Source organism: Janthinobacterium sp. YR213 (genome assembly GCF_900099875.1).
Taxonomy (GTDB): domain Bacteria; phylum Pseudomonadota; class Gammaproteobacteria; order Burkholderiales; family Burkholderiaceae_D; genus Janthinobacterium; species Janthinobacterium lividum.
Window position 1 is genome coordinate 63,521 of record NZ_FNDA01000009.1, and the last position, 15,984, is coordinate 79,504.

The following is a 15,984-nucleotide window of genomic DNA, read 5'->3' on the forward strand; positions in this document are numbered from 1 at the left end:
GGAGCTAGGTATCGTCGAGGGCGATGACCCGGTCGTTTGCGCCGGGCACGCAGCCGTCGGCGATCGGTTCCCAGCCCCGATGCACCACCACCCGCTTGCCATCGTGGCAGATTTCCACGCGCTCGCTGGCCGGCAGGCGCTGGCGCGCGAACGCTTCCAGGCTGGCCGGCAGGCTCGTTTCCAGCTGCATCGTGCCGATGGCTTCCGGCGGGTGGTCATCCATGTGCACGAGCGGCACGAAGATCGAACCGAGCATCAGCCAGCGCGCACCCACGTCGACGGGGGCGGGCGCATAGGGCGCGGCGCGCAGCCAGTCCTGGGCGCGCGCGCGCAAGTCGCTGCCAGCGGCCAGCTCGCCCCAGGCCGAGGCCAGCAATTCCACCACCCACTGATTGCAATTCTGGTATTTCAGGCTGAAGGCATACGCGTTGGCGCTGTAGCGGCCTGCCAGCAACTGCTGCACGCGCACGGGGTCGAGCAGGGCGCTGCGCAGGGGCGGCACGGTTTCGGCCGGCAGTTTCACGAGCGAGATGTAGCCCAGCGCCGGGTTTTCCGTGCCCATGGCGAAACCGGCCGTGCCCTGGTCGAAGATGCGCGGGCGGCCCTCGTCGCAGGCGTAGTACAGCTGGCGCGCGGACCAGCCGCTGTCGTTGTCGTGGCGCCAGGCCAGTGCCGCATGCGAATAGCGGATGCCGAAGCGGGCCAGGTCCAGGCCGGAGCGGCTGATCAGGGCCACGCTGCCTTCGCTGGCGGCCAGTTCCTCGCGCACGACGGCGGCAAAGCGCAACAGGCGATCCTGTTCCGTGGCCGTGAGCTCCTGCGCGCGGTCGCAAAAACGCGCGGAGGCGAGCGAGGTGCCCGCATGAGCCGTGCTGGCGATGCCGAAGATGGCGCAAACGCCCAGCAGCAGTGCCGGGCGGCGCGGGAGAAAACGAATCAAAGGCTGACGGGACGCGTGGCCATTTCGCCGTACCAGTCGTCGGCCAGCACGAGGAAGAAGGCGGCGCGCGTGTCGTTGCGCGAGAATTCGATGCCGTAGGCGCGGTTTTGCGCATGCACCACGTCGCCCTGCGCCAGCTGCTGCTTGTCGAGCGCCGCTTGCGGCAAGTCCAGCACCAGCGGCGTTGCCGTGGCGTCGGCCTGCATGGTCAGGCGCGTCATGCCGTCGCGGCCCGGCACGGCGGCCACGTCGATGATGCGGTAGGGGCCATTGGCCACCTTGTTGTCGCGCGAGGAGCTGTTGCTCGAACCGTTGAGCGAGTCGGAAATGCTGCCGCTCGACTGGGAGCCGGCGCTGGAGGCCGAGGAAACGAAGCTGTCGGCGTTGGCGTTGCACGCCATGGTCAGAGCTGCGGCCAGGCCGAGCATGCGTAAGGTGGAGGTAGTCAAGGCAGTTTTCCAGTGGACATCAATGAAAGCGGACCGGGTCCATCCCGGCCCGCGCCATCATAGCAGATCGGCCATTAGCTGAGCAGTACCTCGATCAGGCCCTTTGCTTCGGCCGACGGCTGCGTGCGCAGCGCCTGCAGCACGGGATCGTGTTCCAAGTAGGCTTGCAGCTGCGCGCTGACGGTGATGCCGGCCTGCGGCAGCGGCGAAGGGACGGGGGCCAGCGCCTTGGCCAGCAGCAGGGTATCGCGCAAGCCCTCGGGCGGCAGCATGATGGTCGAGCCGGGCAAGGCATTGACGGCATCGGCCACCGGCTGCGGCACGCCCAGCTGACGCATCAGCGAGCGGCCTATCACTTCCAGGGCGGACGCCATCTGCGTTTCCAGGTGGGCGTACAGGCCCGGGGTCTTGTCGGCCTGGGCCAGCAAATAAAAGCCGGCCACTTCATGCACGATGCCGGCAAACAGCGCCGTATCGGCATCCGTATGCGTGACGGCGCTGGCCAGTCCATGCGCCAGCGCCGCCACGTGCACGGTGTGCGCCCACAACTGGGTGGCGCGGGCGCGCAGGGCTTCGTCGCGGATGCCCGCGTTCAGCTGGCGGATGACGGCCGCCGTCGCCAGCGAATACAGGTTGCGGTGTCCCAGCCGCTCGACGGCGGCGCGCACGCTGGTGATGGCGGGCGTATGGCCGGGCGAGAACAGGGCCGAATTGGCCAGCGCCACGGCGCGCGCCGACAAGGTCGGCTCGCACAGCAGCAGCCGGCTGATGTCGGCCGAGTGGCAATCCGGGTTGGCCAGTTCCTTTTGCAGGAGCAGTGCCGTATTGATGCTGGTGGGAAAGGCCAGGGTTTCCGTTTCGGCGCTGGCCAAAAGTTGCGCCAGGCTGCTGAGCGTGTTGACGTGCATGGGTAGGGGAGCGAGAAGTAGCAATGTCTGCATATTATCAGGCAATGCGGCCTGCATGGCGTCCGCCTGCCTTTCTTGCGAAACAAGTCGCGCATCGGCCCCGCATCGGTCCATTCATCAGCCCAGCTTATAGGTCCTAGTGGCTTTGTGCCGCTAATCAGCGCGGGCCAGCGCTGTTAAGCTTGGATTGCCAGGACAGGCGAAGCCGGCTGCCCGGCGGCACGCCCATTCTGGGAGCCGATCTTACCGGCAAGAAAGGAAAACACCCATGCATCGATACGCCGCGGCACTCTTGCCGCTTTGCCTGCCCGCCGGGGCCGTCTCTGCCTCCGCGTCTGCCGAGGCCGCTGCCACGCACGCCGCCGTCACCGTCACGCGCGCCGCCGCCATGCCCACCATCACGGGCGACGCCGCCTATTTCACGGGCACGGTCGAAGTCGACGCCATGTTCCAGCGGCCGTCTCCGGCCCGCGTGGGCGGCGGCATCGTCACCTTTGCGCCCGGCGCCCGCACGGCTTGGCATACGCATCCGCTAGGCCAGACCCTCGTCGTCACGCAAGGCAGTGGCTGGGTGCAGCACTGGCAGGGCCCGCTGCAGGCGCTGGCGGTCGGCGACGTGGCGTGGATACCGCCCGGCGTCAAGCACTGGCATGGCGCCACGGCCACGTCCGCCATGCAGCATGTTGCGATTGCGGAGGCGCAAGATGGCACGGCGGTGACTTGGCTGGAGCAGGTGGCGGATGACAGCTACCCCAGATAGTCAGGGCTGCCCGCCGTGCGCCAGGATATCCAGGAAAGCCGCCACCAGGCGGCTTTTTTCATCGGCCCGCGTAACGGCCACCACCGTGGTGCTGGTGGCGATATCGTCCACGGGCAGGAAGACCACATCGGTGCGGTTGTTTTCCGCGATCGAGCGGGCCACCAGAGTGGCGCCCAGGCCGGCGGCCACCAGCGACAGGGCGGTGTAGATTTCCACGGCTGAATACGCCACGGCCGGCTCGGCGCCCGCCGCCTTCAGCGCGGCGACAATCTGCTGGCCAAACGGGCTGATCGGATCTTTCGGATACAGGATGAAGGGAATGTCCGCCAGTTCGGCTGCGCGCAGCGATGTCCGTCCCGCCAGTCGATGGTGCAGGGGCAGGGCGGCCACCAGCGGGTCGTCCAGTGTGACCGCGTGACACAGGTCGGGCGGCGCTTCGCAGGGACCGATGAAGCGCGACAGGCCAATATCGATGCGCCCCTGGCGCAGCTGCGCCGGCTGGTATTCGGACAGCGCCTCGACCAGGTCCAGCTGCACTTGGGGATAGGCGGCGCGAAATTGCCGGATGGCCCGCGGCAGCACGGAAAATGTGGCCGAGCGAGTAAATGCGATGCCCAGCCAGCCGTGGCTGCCCGTCGCCAGCCCCTTGGCCTCGTCGTCCAGGCGCGCCGTCTGCTGCAGCAGCTCCTTGGCGCGCGGATAGAAAAACCGGCCCAGCGGCGTCGGCTCCATGGGCCGGCGCGAACGGTCGAACAGCTCGCCGCCCAGGTGGGTTTCCAGCTGCCCCAGCTGCATGCTGATGGCCGTCGGCGCCACGTGCAGGCGCTCGGCCGCGTGCGCGGCGCTGCCCGCTTCCACCACCTCGCAAAAATACCGCAACTGTCTTAAGTTCATTTTTATTGATTTAAGAGTCAATAATCGATGTTTGATATTGAAAACACTTTATATGAAACTGGGTTCCACGACAACAAGATCTGGAGACGTTTCATGGAAGACAGTGTATTCACGCAGGCGCGGGGCTTGAGCAGCGCGGAAGTGTCGGACGCGCTCGACTATTTCGGCTTGCCCGGCAGCGTGCCCGGCATCGTTCCCGTAGCCGGACCGCAGCGCCTGTTCGGCCCCGCCTTCACCGTGCGTTTCGCCCCCATCGACAGCCAGTGCCCCGGCACGGTGGGCGATTACCTCGACGATATTCCTGCTGGCGCCATTGCCGTGCTCGACAACACCGGCCGCGGCGATTGCACTGTGTGGGGCGGCATCATGAGCCAGCTGGCGGCGCACCGCAGCGTGGCGGGCACGGTCATCGATGGCGTGTGCCGCGACACGGCGGAAGCGGACGCCGCCGGCTACCCGCTGTTTGCGCTGGGACATTTCATGCGCACCGGCAAGGACCGGGTACAGGTGGACGCCGTCGGCGCCCCCGTCAGCCTGGCCGGCGTGCGCGTGGCGCCAGGTGACATCGTCGTGGCCGACCAGGATGGCGTCGTCATCGTGCCGGCGGGCAGGGCACATGCGGTGTTCCAGCGCGCCCTGGCCATGCAGGCGGTCGAACACGCCATCGTCGCCGCCGCGCTGGACGGCATGTCCCTGCGCGACGCGCGGCGCCAGTTCGGCTATCACACCTTGCAGCGCAAACCCGTGCCCGCCGCCTGAAGCAAGTCATCTTCCCCACTTACCTGAAAGCACACCATGGATCAGACTGTTTCCATTGCCACCCTGCACGCCCTGCGCCAGCTGGGCGCGGCCACCATCTATGAAGCGCAGGGCGCGAAAGGCGCGCTCGACAGCGGCATCAAGCCGATTGCGCCCGGCATGCGCCTGGCCGGCCCCGCCCTGACCGTCGATACGCGGCCGGCCGATAACCTGATGCTGCACTACGCCATGCTCAAGGCCCGGCCCGGCGACGTGCTGGTGGTCGACGCCAAGGGTTTCATGGAAGCGGGCGTGTGGGGCGACGTGTTTACCGAGCAAGCGCAGCGGATCGGCCTGGCCGGCCTGGTGATCCACGGCGCCGTGCGCGACGCGGCCGCCATGACGCAGGCCGGCTTTCCCGTCTTTAGCAGGGGCCTGTCGATCAAGGGCACGGGCAAGCACCAGCCGGGGCGCCTCAACGTGACCGTCACCATCGGCGACGTTGGCATCGATCCCGGCGACATCATCGTCGGCGACCAGGATGGCGTGGTGGTGGTGCGGCGCCACGAGGTGGACGACGTGCTGCTGAAAAGCCGCCAGCGCGAAGAGAAGGAAGCGCAATTCCGCCAGCAGATCCGAGACGGCGCCACGACCGTCGAACTGCTGGGCCTGGACGAGACGCTGCGCCGGCTGCAGCTGGGCTGATACGCGAACACCACTATAAAAACCAGGAGACACCCCATGCATACCACCATCACCGCCTCGGCTGCGGCGCCCGTCGCATCGCGTCCCACGCGCTACCGCTGGGTCGTTGCGGCCCTGTTTTTCATCGTTTACACGATTGCCGCCGCCGACCGCGCCAACCTGGGCGTGGTCTTGCCGTTCTTGCGCAAGGAATTTGAAATGAGTAATACCGACGCGGGCGGCCTCGTCAGCCTGTTCCTCGTCGCCTATGCGCTGGCGCAACTGCCTTCCGCCTGGCTGCTGTCGAAGTTTGGCGTGCGCAAGGTGTTTACGATTTCCATGATCCTCACGTCGATTGCCACGGGACTGACGGGGCTCGTGGGCTCCTTGCTGTCATTAAAACTGTGCCGCATCGGCCTGGGCCTGGCCGAAGGACCATTGCCGATCGGCGTGACGACCACTATCAATCACTGGTTTCCTTCTCGCGAGAAGGGCACGGCGTCGGGTCTGTTCTTGTCCGCCGTCAAGTTCGGCCCCGTCATCACGCCGATCCTCGGTGCTGCCATCATCGCCGCCTGGGGCTGGCGCGAAGTGTTCATCTGGTTTTCCGTGCCCGGCGTAATCCTGGCCATCTTCTGGTATTTCCTGGTGACCAACAAGCCGTTGGAGAGCCGCTTCGTCAATGCCGAAGAACTGGCCGTCATCGAAGAAAAGGCGCTTGATGGCAGCAGCACCGGCGCGGCGGCCACGTCGCGGTCCATGCCCTGGCTCGACAGGCTGATCCGCGTGCGCGCGGTGCCCATTGTCAGCACCAGCCGTGGCGTGTTTGCTTCGTGGAATATCCTCGGTTGCGCGCTCGGCTATTGCTGCCAGCTGGGCATTTCCAGCGTGCTGCTGGCTTGGATCCCCACGTATTTGCTGACGGTAAAGCAGTTTTCCATCATGAACATGGGCATGGTGGCGGCCGCACCGTGGGTAGGCGCCGTCTTCGGCAACATCCTCGGCGGCTTGCTGGCCGACCGCGTGCTCGACAAGCGCAGGAAACCCGGCATGCTCATTTCCGCCCTGTCGACGGCCGTCATGATGTATTTGCTCATCCATGCGCCAGCCGACCCGCTGCAATACGGCGCGCTGCTGTTCCTCACGGGCGTGCTGCTGAGCATAGGTTTTTCCGCCTACATGGTGTATCCGATGCAATTCGTATCGAAGGAAAAATTCCCCGTTGCCAATGCGGTCGTGAACATGGGCGGCCAGCTGGGCGGCGCCGCTACGCCGTGGATCGTCGGCATGCTGCTCGACCACTACGGCTGGGATTATGTCTTCGGCTTCATGGCGGCCATTTCTTGCCTGACCTTCCTGGTGGTGCTGACGATTGTCGAACCGTTGAAGCTGCGGCCGTCAGGGCAGCAGTAAGGAATGCTGGCTGGCCGTATGGAAATCGCGCCACACGCGGTTGATGGCGCTGTCTTCGCGGGCCGCGTACAGGCCGCAGTACGGGTACAGGCCATCGACGGCGGCGCGGCACACGGCCACCAGGTCCAGCGAACTGGCCTGCACGGCCTGCATGGCGTCCGCGTCGAGGGCCGCGCCGCCCGCCACCTGCGCCCAGCTGCTGTCCAGCACGGCGTAAAAACGGGCGCGGGCGGCCGCGAACGCGTCTTGCTTGTCTTGCAGCATGGCCGCCACTTCCGGCACGTCCAGCAGCGGCAAGCCGGCGCGCGCATGGCGACGGTGGCGCATGCATTCCTCTGCCAGCTGCATGAAATGCGCGGCCATGCCGGCCACGTTGGCGGCCAGGGTCACGTAGGCCAGCGAGTAAAACGGGTAGCGGTACAGGGGGCCGTCGGCCGTCGCGGTGTCGGGACTGATCGCAAAGCCATGTTCCTTGCTGAGCCACTGGCCGTCGATGCGGTAGCTGTGCGAGGCGCTGGCGCGCATGCCGATGCTGTTCCACGAGGGCACCAGTTGCACCAGCGCGGCGGGCACGAGGAAGGCGCGGATGCGCGGCTTGCCATCCGCATCGAGCAGGGGCTGGCCATCGCGCTGCAGCCGGGCGTTCAGGGTGAAGTGGGTGGCCATCGGCGCGCCGCTGGCGTAGTCCCAGCTGCCCGAGATGCGGTAGCCGTCGCCTTCCTCTTCCGCATCACCGGTGGCCGCGCCGCTGCCGCCCAGGCATACGCGGGGCGTGCCGATGATTGCGCGCGCCATGTCGGGCGCCAGAAAGCCGGCGAACCAGCCGGCGCCCGCGCACAGGGTCAGCACCCAGCCCATGCTGCCATCGACGGCCGCCACGGCTTCTTCCAGGCGCACCACTTGCGGCAAGGGCAGCTCGGCGCCGCCCGCGCTGCGCGGCGCCAGCATCGTCAGCCAGCCGCGCCGGTGCAGCAAGGCTTGCTGCACCGGATGCAGGAAGCGGGCGGCGTCGGCCGTCGGCGCATGGCGCGCGATGCGGCGCGCATCGCGCCCGGAAAGGGTGGTAAGGGTAGCGAGGACAGCGTGCGGCATGGGCGGAATCCGGCAATGGCAGAGGCGGGCATTTTCGCACAGCGGGCACGCTTGCGGGGGAAGGACGAGTTCGGCTAGGTGCTGCGCCGCCGGTACTCGTCCGGCGTCTCTCCCGTCACCTTGCGGAACATGGTGATGAAGGCCGAGGAGCTGGCATACGCCAGGTCGAACGCGATGCTTTCGACTGTCCGGCCCGCTTCCAGCATGGCCATGGCCTTGATGACGCGCAGCCGCGCGCGCCATTGGGCAAAGCTCATGCCCAGGTCGCGCTGGCAGCGGCGCATCAGGGTGCGCTCGGTGGTGTTGATGGCCTGTGCCAGAGCGGCCAGCGGGCGGTGGTCGCCGGGGTTGCTGTCAAGCATGACCAGTACCTTGCCCAGCATGGGGTCATCCGAGCTGGGCAAGTAACTGCCCACGGGCGTGGCGCGCGCCAGCTGGTCCAGCAAGACCTGCAAGAGGCGCTCTTCATGGATAGTCTGCGGCAAGCCGGGCGGGTGGGCGCGCAAGTGCTCGTGCATGGCGCGCACGAAGGGCGTGACGGCCAGCGCGCAGGGCGCGGGAGGCAGCGCCCGGCACAGTTCTTCGCTTACATACAGCGAACTGTGGAAGGCGGGATGGCGGTTTTGTCCCGTATGCGCCACGCGCGGCGGCAGCCAGATGCCGTACTGGGGCGGCACCAAATAGTGTTTTCCTGCCACCAGCACCTCCACCACGCCACCAAGCGCATAGACGAATTCGCCCCAGGAATGGCTGTGGCTGGGATACATGGCCGCAGCGGGCATGGCTGCGCTGCGAAAGCAGATAGGAGCGGGCAGGGCGCCACTGTAGGGCGCGGTCAGCAAGTGTTTGGTAGCGGACATGAAAATGTTTGCGGGTGGCTGTATTGCGCGAGGTGCTGTCGGTTTCTCACTATATCAAGAAAAGCTGCACCCGCCATACTACCTGCTGCCGACTATCTGACGGAATACTGTGGAAACGCGCAAGGCAATGGATGGGCAGGCAGTGGTCGTCATGACCCTGCTGTGTCTCGTATGGAGTTTGCAGCAGGTGGGTATCAAGGCGGTCGCGCATGACATGGCGCCCGTACTGCAGATCGCGCTGCGTTCGGGCCTGGCGGCCATGCTGGTGGGCCTGCTGATGCTGGCGCGCCGCGAAAACCTGGCGCAAGCGCGCGCCGCCTGGCGCCCGGGCTTGCTGGCCGGCAGCCTGTTCGCGCTCGAATACGTGCTGCTGGGAGCTGGATTGCAATATACGAGCGCCGCGCATGCCGTGGTGTTTCTCTACACGGGTCCGCTGTTTGTGGCGCTGGGCCTGCATTTCAGGCTGGCGTCGGAGCGCCTTACCCCGCTGCAATGGGCTGGCGTAGCGCTGGCGTTTGCCGGTATCGTCGTCGCCTTTTTGCCCGGCACCGCGCCAGCGGGCGCGCCGGTCAACCCGCGCGGCTTGCTGGGCGACCTGCTGTGCCTGGCCGCTGGCGGGGCCTGGGGCGCGACGACCCTGGTGGTGCGCTGTTCACGCCTGGCGCACGTGCCTGCCACGCAGGTGGTGCTGTACCAGTTGACGGCGGGCTGCGTGCTGCTGCTGGGCGCGGCAGCGTTGCTCGGCCAGCTGGACTTCGCGGCCACGCCCCTGGTGATCGGCAACCTGGTGTTCCAGTCCGTGATCGTCTCGTTTGCCAGCCTGCTGGCGTGGTTTCATTTGCTGCGCCGCTACCTGGCATCGCGCCTGGGCATTTTTTCCTTCCTGACGCCGCTGTTCGGCGTGCTGCTGGGCGCCATGTTGCTGGACGAGCATGTGTCGATGGCTTTTCTCCTTGGCGCGGCGCTGGTGCTGGCTGGCATCGTGCTGGTCAGTGCAAGCGGCCCGCTGACGCTGTTGTTCGCAGCGCGTCAGAAGCAGGGTAGAGTGGAGCCGTAGTCATTTTTCCCTGTTCACTTGAGAAAGCAGTCCACCATGACCCGACTTCCCGATCCGCAATTCGCCGACAAAGTTCGCGCCAGTTTTGATTTGCAGAACGCCATGACCTTGATCCAGGCCAGCCTGCCCGTGGTGGCGCATGGCAGCACGGAAATCCATGTGCCGCATTGGAGCGGCATCGAGCAGCAGCATGGCTTCGTGCATGGCGGCGTGGTGGGCATGATCGCGGACTCGGCCGCCGGCTACGCGGCCATGACCATGGTGGCCGATGGCGCATCCGTGCTGACGGTGGAATACAAGATGAATTTGCTGGCGCCCGCCGATGGCGAGAAACTGATCGCGCGCGGCAAGGTGGTGCGTCCGGGGCGCACCCTGATCGTCACGCAAGCCGAAGTGTTCGCCGTGCGCGATGGCAAGGAAACCTTGTGCGCGCTGATGCAGCAAACCATCATGGTGATGCACGGCAAGTCCGAAAAAACTTAACTTAATGAAATGAGAAAGCATGCCCGCGCCAGACCACAATGCACACTTGCTGCACAGTAAGCCGTTGACGGCGCCAGCCTTGCTTGCCATGCGCGATGCGGGGCAAAAGATTGCCGCACTGACTTGTTATGACGCCAGTTTCGCCACCCTGATGAACGCTTGTGGCGTGGAGCTGCTGCTGGTCGGCGATTCGCTGGGGAATGTGGTGCAGGGGCAGGGCACGACCTTGCCGGTCAGCGTGGCCGACATTGCTTACCATACGGCAAGCGTGGCGCGCGGCAACCGTACGGCCGTGCTGGCGGCCGACATGCCGTTCGGCAGCTATGCCACGCCGCAAGCGGCGTATGCCAACGCCGTCCAGTTGATGCAGGCGGGCGCACATATGCTCAAGCTGGAGGGCGGCAGCTGGCTGTGCGACACGGTGCGTTTCCTGACCGAGCGGGGCATACCCGTGTTCGCCCACCTGGGCTTGACGCCGCAATCCGTGCATCAGCTGGGCGGCTTCAAGGTGCAGGGCAAGACGGCGGAAGGAGCTGCGGCGTTGAAAGCCGACGCACTGGCCCTGCAGGCGGCTGGCGCTGCGCTATTGCTGCTCGAAGCCATCCCTGCCACGCTGGGCCGGGAAGTGTCGGCACTGCTGGCCATTCCCACTATCGGCATCGGCGCCGGGCCCGATTGCTCGGGCCAGATCCTCGTCATGCACGATATGCTCAACGTGTTTCCCGGCAAGAAGGCGCGCTTCGTGCGCGACTTCATGACGGGGCAGGCCAGCATCGGCGGCGCCTTCACGGCCTATGTCGGCGCCGTCAAGGAGCAGTCTTTCCCCGCCCCGCAACACTGCTTTTAAGACGCTCGGCTCTATGCTTCCGCTGCCTGCGCCGCCTTGACGCTGTCGCGCTGGCCCACTCTCGCCAGGAAAGCTTGCACATGCGTCAGCGCGGACAAATCCACGCCTACGCCTGGCGCCCAGGCCGTGATGACGAACAGGTAGGCGTCGGCGACCGTGAACGTGTCGCCGGTCAGGTAAGCCTGGCCTTCCAGGCGGCTGTCCACCCACTTGTATTTCTTGCCCAGTTGCTTGATGAACAGTGCCTTGGTGGCGGCGTCGATGCGGGGATCGAACAGGGGGCTGAACGATTTGTGCAGCTCGGACGTGATGTAGTTCTGCCATTCCAGCACCTTGTAGCGGGCAAAACTGCCCACGGGCGGCAGCAGGTCCTGTCTGCCGGCCTGTTCGGCGATGTACTGGGCGATGACGGGGCCTTCGCTCAAGGTCGTGCCATCATCGAGCGCCAGCAGCGGCACCTGGCCTTTTGGGTTGAGTTCGTAGTAATTGCCGCCTTCCTGCGTCTTGTGCTGGCCCAGGTCGACCTTGACCAGGGTGAACGGCGTGCCCGTTTCGCGCAGGATGATGTGCGGTGCCTGCGAGCAGGCGCCCGGCGAGTAAAAGAGTTTCATGGCGATCCTTGAACAGGTGGGAAAACAGCCACTATAGTCCTGCGCAGCCGCACGGTAAACGCGTGTTCGTTTGGTGACTGCGCATGCCCGGTGCGGGATTGCGCTGGCTCAAACCCGGGGATAGCGCAAGGTGTCGAGCAACAAGGTAAACGCGGGGGAAGGGTGGCGCCGGCTCGGGTAATACAGCTTGTAGCCCGCGTACGCGGGGCACCAGTCGTCCAGCACGCGGACCAGGCGGCCATCGGCCACGTAAGGCAGCACCACGTCTTCGGCCATGCAAGCCACGCCCAGTCCATTGAGCGCCGAATGCAATCGCATGGCCATGTTGTTGTAGATCATCTGTCCTTCCACCCGTACTTTCAGTTCCTGCCCATGCTTGGCAAACTCCCAGGCAAATAGGCCGCCCAGGGTGGGCAGGCGCATGTTGATGCAGTTGTGCGCCATCAAGTCCTGCGGCGTGGCGGGCGGCGCATGGCGGCTGAAATACGCGGGCGAAGCGACGATGGCCATGCGGAAATCGGGACCGATGGGCATGGCGATCATGTCCTTGGCCACTTGTTCGCCCAGGCGCACGCCGGCGTCGCAGCGCGCGGCCACGATGTCGGTCATGCCGTTGTCGACGACGACTTCGATGTGGATGTCGGGATAGTCCGGCAGCAAACGGGCGATGGCCGGCTGCAGCACCGTCAGCGCCGAGTGTTCTCCCGCGCTGATGCGGATGTTGCCGGCCGGCTTGTCGCGCCGCTCGCTGAGCAGGGCCAGTTCCGCCTCGATCTCGTCGAAGCGGGGCGCCACCGTGCGCAGCAGCTGTTCGCCCGCTTCCGTGGGCGAGACGCTGCGCGTGGTGCGCACCAGCAGGCGCAAGTCGAGCCGTTCTTCCAGCGCGCGCACGGTCTGGCTCAAGGCCGACTGCGACACGCCCAGCTTGGCTGCCGCGCGGGTGAAACTGCCTTCGCGGGCCACGGCCACGAAGGCGAGGATGTCGTTGAAGTTGGTTTGTGCCATGGCGGATGTCTTTCCAATTCATTAGTTGCGCTAATAAGTTCATGCGGACTTTAGCATCTATTCACGGTAATGCATACGCTTTACAGTGGTGGCATGAAAAATGTTTCCGCTCCCGCTATCCCCGCCGCGCCGCACAAGGCGGCCATCCTTGCCATCATCCTCGTCAGCTATGTGATGATCGTGCTCGACACGTCCATCGTGCTGACGGGCTTGCCGAAAATCCACCAGGAACTGGGCTTTACGGATACGGGCCTGGCCTGGGTGCAAAGCGCCTACACCCTGACGTTTGGCGGCTTGCTGCTGCTGGCCGCGCGCGCTGGCGATGCGTATGGCCGGCGCCTCCTGTTGCAGCTGGGCCTGGCGCTGTTCACGCTGGCGTCGCTGGCCATCGGCCTGGCGCAGTCGCCGGCCATGATGATCGCCGCGCGCGCCATCCAGGGCGTGGGCGCGGCCATTCTGGCGCCGTCGACCCTGGCCTTGCTTCAAACCACGTTTGCGGAGGGACGCGAACGCATGCGGGCCATCGCCCTGTACAGCGCCGTGGCGGGGATCGCCGCCAGCGTGGGGCTGGTGCTGGGCGGCGTGCTGGCCGAATGGCTGTCGTGGCGGGTCGGCTTCTTCATCAATCTGCCGATTGGCGCCGCCATGCTGGTGGCCGCGCGCCGTTTCATCGCGGAAAGCGCGCGCAGCGGGGGCCAGTTCGACGTGGCCGGCGCCGCCAGCTCGACCATGGGCATGTCGGCCCTCGTATATGGCTTGATCCGCTCGGCCGGCGCCGGCTGGGGCGATGCCTTGACGCAGGGTGCGCTGGCGGCGGGTGTGCTGCTGCTGGCGGCCTTCATCATCATTGAGCGCCGCGCCGCGCAAGCGATCCTGCCGCTGCGCCTGTTTGCCGATCGGCAGCGCAATGCGGCGTACGGAGCCAGGGTGCTGTTCCTGGGCGCCATGATCGGGTTCTTCTTTTTCACCACGCAATTCCTGCAAGTGGTGCTCGGCTATCCGCCATCATTGACTGGCCTGGCTTTCCTGCCCATGACCCTGGTCAACTTCGGCGTCGCCCTGTGCGTGCCGCGTTTGACGCGCCGCCTGGGCAATGCGCGCCTGCTGGCCATGGGACTGGGATTAACCCTGCTGGGCATGGCCTGGCTGAGCCGCGTCGATGAGGGCACGGCTTACTGGCTGGGCGTGGCCTTGCCCATGGTGCTCATCGGCGCGGGGCAGGGCATGGCCTTGAGCCCCCTGACGGCGGCCGGCGTGGCTGGCGTGCCGGCGCGGGATGCGGGCGCCGCCTCGGGCGTCGTCAACGTGGCGCACCAGCTGGGCAGTTCGCTTGGGCTGGCGGCGCTGGTGGCCGTGGCCGGCCTGGGCGCGGGCCCGCTGGCAGGCGCGCCCCTGCTGGCGCACCGCGTGACGGTGGCCCTGGGCAGCGCCTCTGCCATGCTGGCGCTGGCCTTGCTGCTGGTGCTGACTTGTCAGGCGCGGCCACCCAAGCTGCCGCCCCCATCCACCGCCAGCACCTGACCTGTCACGTAACTGGCTTGTTCCGATAGCAGGAAGCCGACGACTGCGGCAATTTCATCGGGCTGTCCCAGCCGCCGCATCGGGATTGTTCCAGGAACCTGGCGTTCCATTTCGCTGCCGACGGGACGGGTCTTGCGGAACAGTTCCGTTTCCACGGGGCCTGGCGCGACCGCATTGACCGTCACGCCGTGTTCGGCCAATTCCAGGGCCCAGGTTCTCGTGCAGCCGACCAGGGCGCTTTTGGCGGCGGAATAGGCCGTGCGGTTCACGCTGCCGTGGATGGCACGGCTGCAGATATTGACTATCCGGCCATACCGGCGCTGCTTCATCGCCTCCACGAATTGCTGCGTCACCTGGATGGCGGCGCGCACGTTCAGATCGAAGACGTTCTGCAACGTGGCAAAGTCGATTTGGCCCAGCGGCTGGGGCGAGGCAATGCCTGCATTGTTCACGATGCCATCGATATCAAACTGTTGTTCAAGCGTCTTGAGCACTGCCTCCGTCTGCGCCAGGTCGGCAAGATCGCAGGCCACCAGCGTGCCTGGAAAGTCCATGTCTTCGATGTGCCGCGCGATGCCGACGACCCGATGGCCTTGCTGATGCAGCAAGGTGCTGATGGCATAACCGATGCCGCGTGTCGCGCCAGTGACGAGAAAAGTACGGGATGTCATGGGAGAGGATTTCCTTAGGCCAGAAAATGCAGCTTGAAAGGGTACACTTTTTTGCCATTGCATGCTTCGCTGCCGGGCTTGCTGCCTGCGCTGTCATGCCGCCGCAGCGCCTGACCACTCGCGCAGCAACTGTCCGAAAGCGTCGGCCGCCGCCGTGCTGCCGGCGGCGCGCCACAACAGCTGGAACTGGGCGGCGGGCAGGGCGGGCAAGCCATGCTGGCCATCGATGACCACCATGCCCGCTTCAAGGTCGCCCTGTGGCAAGGCCGTGATGGCCAGCCCAGCCAGCACGGCTGCGCGCAAGCCCTGCTGGCTGGGCGAGGTGAACGCCACGCGCCAGTCGAGTCCGGCGCCATCGAGGGCGTCGACGCCCACTTGCCGGTGCATGCAGGGCGCCGGTGAAAACGCCAGCGGCAGGGGCAGCGCGCCTTCATGCCGGAAGTCGTGCGCCGCGGCCCAGACGAAGCGCGTGCGGCGCAGCACGGCCGCCTCATCTTGCCCGTCCGCAAGGGTCATGACAACGGCCAGGTCCAGCGCATCGGCGGCGACCAGTTTTTGCAAGTCAAGATAGGTGCCCACCGTGACATCCAGTCGAACGGACGGAAACAGGTGCGCGAACTGCGCCAGCAGGGCCGGCAGGCGCGCGCCCATGAAATTTTCCGGTACGCCGAAGCGCACGGCGCCCGCAATCGCGGAGCGCTGGAAACGCCGCGACAGCGCATCCTGGGCTGCCAGGATCTGCCGCGCGTGGCGCAGAAAATCTTCGCCATCTTCCGTCAGGCGCAGGCTGCGCGTCGTGCGCATCAGCAGCGCGGCGCCCGCTTGCTCTTCCAGGCGGCGGATCTGGTGGCTGATGGCGGACTGGCTCAGGTGCAGCCGTTCGGCGGCGCGCGTAAAGCCACCCGTGTCCTGGACGGCCACAAAGGCGCGCAGCAGGGCGGTGTCGAAGTCCATGGGGTTCCCGTGATTCATGATGAAAATGAATGAATTGTACAAAATTTTATCATTTCCCTCATGAGTCCTGGCTTTCTAGAATGGCGGCTCGTAGTGC

Annotated in this window: 18 protein-coding genes; 8 read left to right on the forward strand and 10 right to left on the reverse strand. The window is 66.0% G+C overall.

Annotated elements, in window-relative coordinates:
* Positions 1–4: 4 nt before the first annotated feature.
* The 3 genes from BLT98_RS27750 to BLT98_RS27760 form a co-directional block, all read right to left on the reverse strand.
* Positions 5–904: a DUF2145 domain-containing protein gene (locus BLT98_RS27750; protein ID WP_244517767.1), complete on the reverse strand. Its 900-nt coding sequence runs from the start codon at positions 902–904 to the stop codon at positions 5–7.
* 32 nt (positions 905–936) lie between these two features.
* Positions 937–1,368: a hypothetical protein gene (locus BLT98_RS27755; RefSeq protein WP_034788152.1), complete on the reverse strand. Its 432-nt coding sequence runs from the start codon at positions 1,366–1,368 to the stop codon at positions 937–939.
* 95 nt (positions 1,369–1,463) lie between these two features.
* Positions 1,464–2,297 carry an HDOD domain-containing protein gene (locus tag BLT98_RS27760; RefSeq protein WP_083299608.1) on the reverse strand — a complete coding sequence of 278 codons (834 nt, stop codon included), beginning with the start codon at positions 2,295–2,297 and terminating at the stop codon, positions 1,464–1,466.
* Between the two features lie 268 nt (positions 2,298–2,565).
* Between BLT98_RS27760 and BLT98_RS27765 the strand changes: the two genes are divergently transcribed.
* On the forward strand, positions 2,566–3,057 hold the full coding sequence (locus BLT98_RS27765) for a (R)-mandelonitrile lyase (protein ID WP_092613483.1): 492 nt from the start codon (positions 2,566–2,568) through the stop codon (positions 3,055–3,057).
* Here the strand turns inward: BLT98_RS27765 and BLT98_RS27770 are convergent, their stop codons facing one another.
* Positions 3,058–3,951 carry a LysR family transcriptional regulator gene (locus tag BLT98_RS27770; RefSeq protein ID WP_092613485.1) on the reverse strand — a complete coding sequence of 298 codons (894 nt, stop codon included), beginning with the start codon at positions 3,949–3,951 and terminating at the stop codon, positions 3,058–3,060.
* A gap of 93 nt (positions 3,952–4,044) precedes the next feature.
* On the opposite strand from BLT98_RS27770, the gene BLT98_RS27775 reads away from it, so the two are divergent.
* Genes BLT98_RS27775 through BLT98_RS27785 form a run of 3 tightly spaced genes read left to right on the forward strand, consistent with a single transcriptional unit; the run spans position 4,045 to position 6,786 of the window.
* Complete coding sequence (locus tag BLT98_RS27775; RefSeq protein WP_092613487.1) at positions 4,045–4,710, forward strand: RraA family protein; 666 nt, start codon at positions 4,045–4,047, stop codon at positions 4,708–4,710.
* Positions 4,711–4,746: 36 nt separating this feature from the next.
* On the forward strand, positions 4,747–5,394 hold the full coding sequence (locus BLT98_RS27780; RefSeq protein ID WP_092613489.1) for a 4-carboxy-4-hydroxy-2-oxoadipate aldolase/oxaloacetate decarboxylase: 648 nt from the start codon (positions 4,747–4,749) through the stop codon (positions 5,392–5,394).
* 36 nt (positions 5,395–5,430) lie between these two features.
* Positions 5,431–6,786 (forward strand): MFS transporter, encoded by a 1,356-nt coding sequence (locus BLT98_RS27785; RefSeq protein ID WP_070256466.1) that lies wholly within the window; start codon positions 5,431–5,433, stop codon positions 6,784–6,786.
* Here BLT98_RS27785 and BLT98_RS27790 read toward each other — a convergent pair.
* A complete protein-coding gene (locus BLT98_RS27790; RefSeq protein ID WP_092613491.1) occupies positions 6,772–7,878 on the reverse strand; it encodes an acyl-CoA dehydrogenase family protein in 1,107 nt (368 codons plus the stop codon). The two genes, BLT98_RS27785 and BLT98_RS27790, sit on opposite strands and share 15 nt — an antisense overlap.
* 74 nt (positions 7,879–7,952) lie before the next feature.
* Positions 7,953–8,738 carry an AraC family transcriptional regulator gene (locus tag BLT98_RS27795; protein WP_092613493.1) on the reverse strand — a complete coding sequence of 262 codons (786 nt, stop codon included), beginning with the start codon at positions 8,736–8,738 and terminating at the stop codon, positions 7,953–7,955.
* Positions 8,739–8,847: 109 nt separating this feature from the next.
* Here BLT98_RS27795 and BLT98_RS27800 point away from each other — a divergent pair, with 109 nt between their 5' ends.
* The 3 genes from BLT98_RS27800 to panB are packed head-to-tail and all read left to right on the forward strand — an operon-like array spanning position 8,848 to position 11,125.
* The gene (locus tag BLT98_RS27800) at positions 8,848–9,795 is read left to right on the forward strand and encodes a DMT family transporter (protein ID WP_092613496.1); all 948 of its coding nucleotides are present in this window, start codon (positions 8,848–8,850) and stop codon (positions 9,793–9,795) included.
* A 36-nt stretch (positions 9,796–9,831) separates the two neighbouring features.
* On the forward strand, positions 9,832–10,278 hold the full coding sequence (locus BLT98_RS27805) for a PaaI family thioesterase (RefSeq protein WP_070256458.1): 447 nt from the start codon (positions 9,832–9,834) through the stop codon (positions 10,276–10,278).
* Between the two features lie 19 nt (positions 10,279–10,297).
* Entirely contained in the window at positions 10,298–11,125 is an 828-nt protein-coding gene (gene panB, locus BLT98_RS27810; RefSeq protein ID WP_092613498.1) for a 3-methyl-2-oxobutanoate hydroxymethyltransferase, read from the forward strand.
* Positions 11,126–11,136: 11 nt separating this feature from the next.
* Here panB and gstA read toward each other — a convergent pair whose 3' ends face one another.
* Both gstA and BLT98_RS27820 read right to left on the reverse strand, forming a co-directional pair.
* Positions 11,137–11,736, reverse strand: coding sequence for a glutathione transferase GstA (gene gstA, locus BLT98_RS27815; protein WP_092613500.1), 600 nt, complete (start codon positions 11,734–11,736; stop codon positions 11,137–11,139).
* Positions 11,737–11,844: 108 nt separating this feature from the next.
* Positions 11,845–12,741 carry a LysR family transcriptional regulator gene (locus tag BLT98_RS27820; protein ID WP_092613502.1) on the reverse strand — a complete coding sequence of 299 codons (897 nt, stop codon included), beginning with the start codon at positions 12,739–12,741 and terminating at the stop codon, positions 11,845–11,847.
* A gap of 93 nt (positions 12,742–12,834) precedes the next feature.
* On the opposite strand from BLT98_RS27820, the gene BLT98_RS27825 reads away from it, so the two are divergent.
* Positions 12,835–14,262 carry an MFS transporter gene (locus BLT98_RS27825; RefSeq protein WP_092613504.1) on the forward strand — a complete coding sequence of 476 codons (1,428 nt, stop codon included), beginning with the start codon at positions 12,835–12,837 and terminating at the stop codon, positions 14,260–14,262.
* Here BLT98_RS27825 and BLT98_RS27830 read toward each other — a convergent pair.
* Together BLT98_RS27830 and BLT98_RS27835 are read right to left on the reverse strand one after the other, a co-directional pair.
* Positions 14,214–14,933 (reverse strand): SDR family oxidoreductase, encoded by a 720-nt coding sequence (locus BLT98_RS27830; protein WP_092613506.1) that lies wholly within the window; start codon positions 14,931–14,933, stop codon positions 14,214–14,216. The genes BLT98_RS27825 and BLT98_RS27830 overlap by 49 nt on opposite strands.
* A gap of 93 nt (positions 14,934–15,026) precedes the next feature.
* Positions 15,027–15,887 (reverse strand): LysR substrate-binding domain-containing protein, encoded by an 861-nt coding sequence (locus BLT98_RS27835; protein WP_092613660.1) that lies wholly within the window; start codon positions 15,885–15,887, stop codon positions 15,027–15,029.
* Positions 15,888–15,984: the final 97 nt, after the last annotated feature.

Excerpts from the sequence above, each read along its gene's own strand:
- BLT98_RS27805 (WP_070256458.1), top strand. The coding sequence starts at position 9,832 with ATGACCCGACTTCCCGATCCGCAATTCGCCGACAAAGTTCGCGCCAGT.
- gstA (WP_092613500.1), bottom strand. The coding sequence starts at position 11,736 with ATGAAACTCTTTTACTCGCCGGGCGCCTGCTCGCAGGCACCGCACATC.
- BLT98_RS27825 (WP_092613504.1), top strand. The coding sequence starts at position 12,835 with ATGAAAAATGTTTCCGCTCCCGCTATCCCCGCCGCGCCGCACAAGGCG.
- BLT98_RS27795 (WP_092613493.1), bottom strand. The coding sequence starts at position 8,738 with ATGTCCGCTACCAAACACTTGCTGACCGCGCCCTACAGTGGCGCCCTG.
- BLT98_RS27785 (WP_070256466.1), top strand. The coding sequence starts at position 5,431 with ATGCATACCACCATCACCGCCTCGGCTGCGGCGCCCGTCGCATCGCGT.
- BLT98_RS27835 (WP_092613660.1), bottom strand. The coding sequence starts at position 15,887 with ATGGACTTCGACACCGCCCTGCTGCGCGCCTTTGTGGCCGTCCAGGAC.
- panB (WP_092613498.1), top strand. The coding sequence starts at position 10,298 with ATGCCCGCGCCAGACCACAATGCACACTTGCTGCACAGTAAGCCGTTG.
- BLT98_RS27820 (WP_092613502.1), bottom strand. The coding sequence starts at position 12,741 with ATGGCACAAACCAACTTCAACGACATCCTCGCCTTCGTGGCCGTGGCC.
- BLT98_RS27765 (WP_092613483.1), top strand. The coding sequence starts at position 2,566 with ATGCATCGATACGCCGCGGCACTCTTGCCGCTTTGCCTGCCCGCCGGG.
- BLT98_RS27760 (WP_083299608.1), bottom strand. The coding sequence starts at position 2,297 with ATGCACGTCAACACGCTCAGCAGCCTGGCGCAACTTTTGGCCAGCGCC.
- BLT98_RS27770 (WP_092613485.1), bottom strand. The coding sequence starts at position 3,951 with ATGAACTTAAGACAGTTGCGGTATTTTTGCGAGGTGGTGGAAGCGGGC.
- BLT98_RS27780 (WP_092613489.1), top strand. The coding sequence starts at position 4,747 with ATGGATCAGACTGTTTCCATTGCCACCCTGCACGCCCTGCGCCAGCTG.
- BLT98_RS27790 (WP_092613491.1), bottom strand. The coding sequence starts at position 7,878 with ATGCCGCACGCTGTCCTCGCTACCCTTACCACCCTTTCCGGGCGCGAT.
- BLT98_RS27755 (WP_034788152.1), bottom strand. The coding sequence starts at position 1,368 with ATGCTCGGCCTGGCCGCAGCTCTGACCATGGCGTGCAACGCCAACGCC.
- BLT98_RS27775 (WP_092613487.1), top strand. The coding sequence starts at position 4,045 with ATGGAAGACAGTGTATTCACGCAGGCGCGGGGCTTGAGCAGCGCGGAA.
- BLT98_RS27830 (WP_092613506.1), bottom strand. The coding sequence starts at position 14,933 with ATGACATCCCGTACTTTTCTCGTCACTGGCGCGACACGCGGCATCGGT.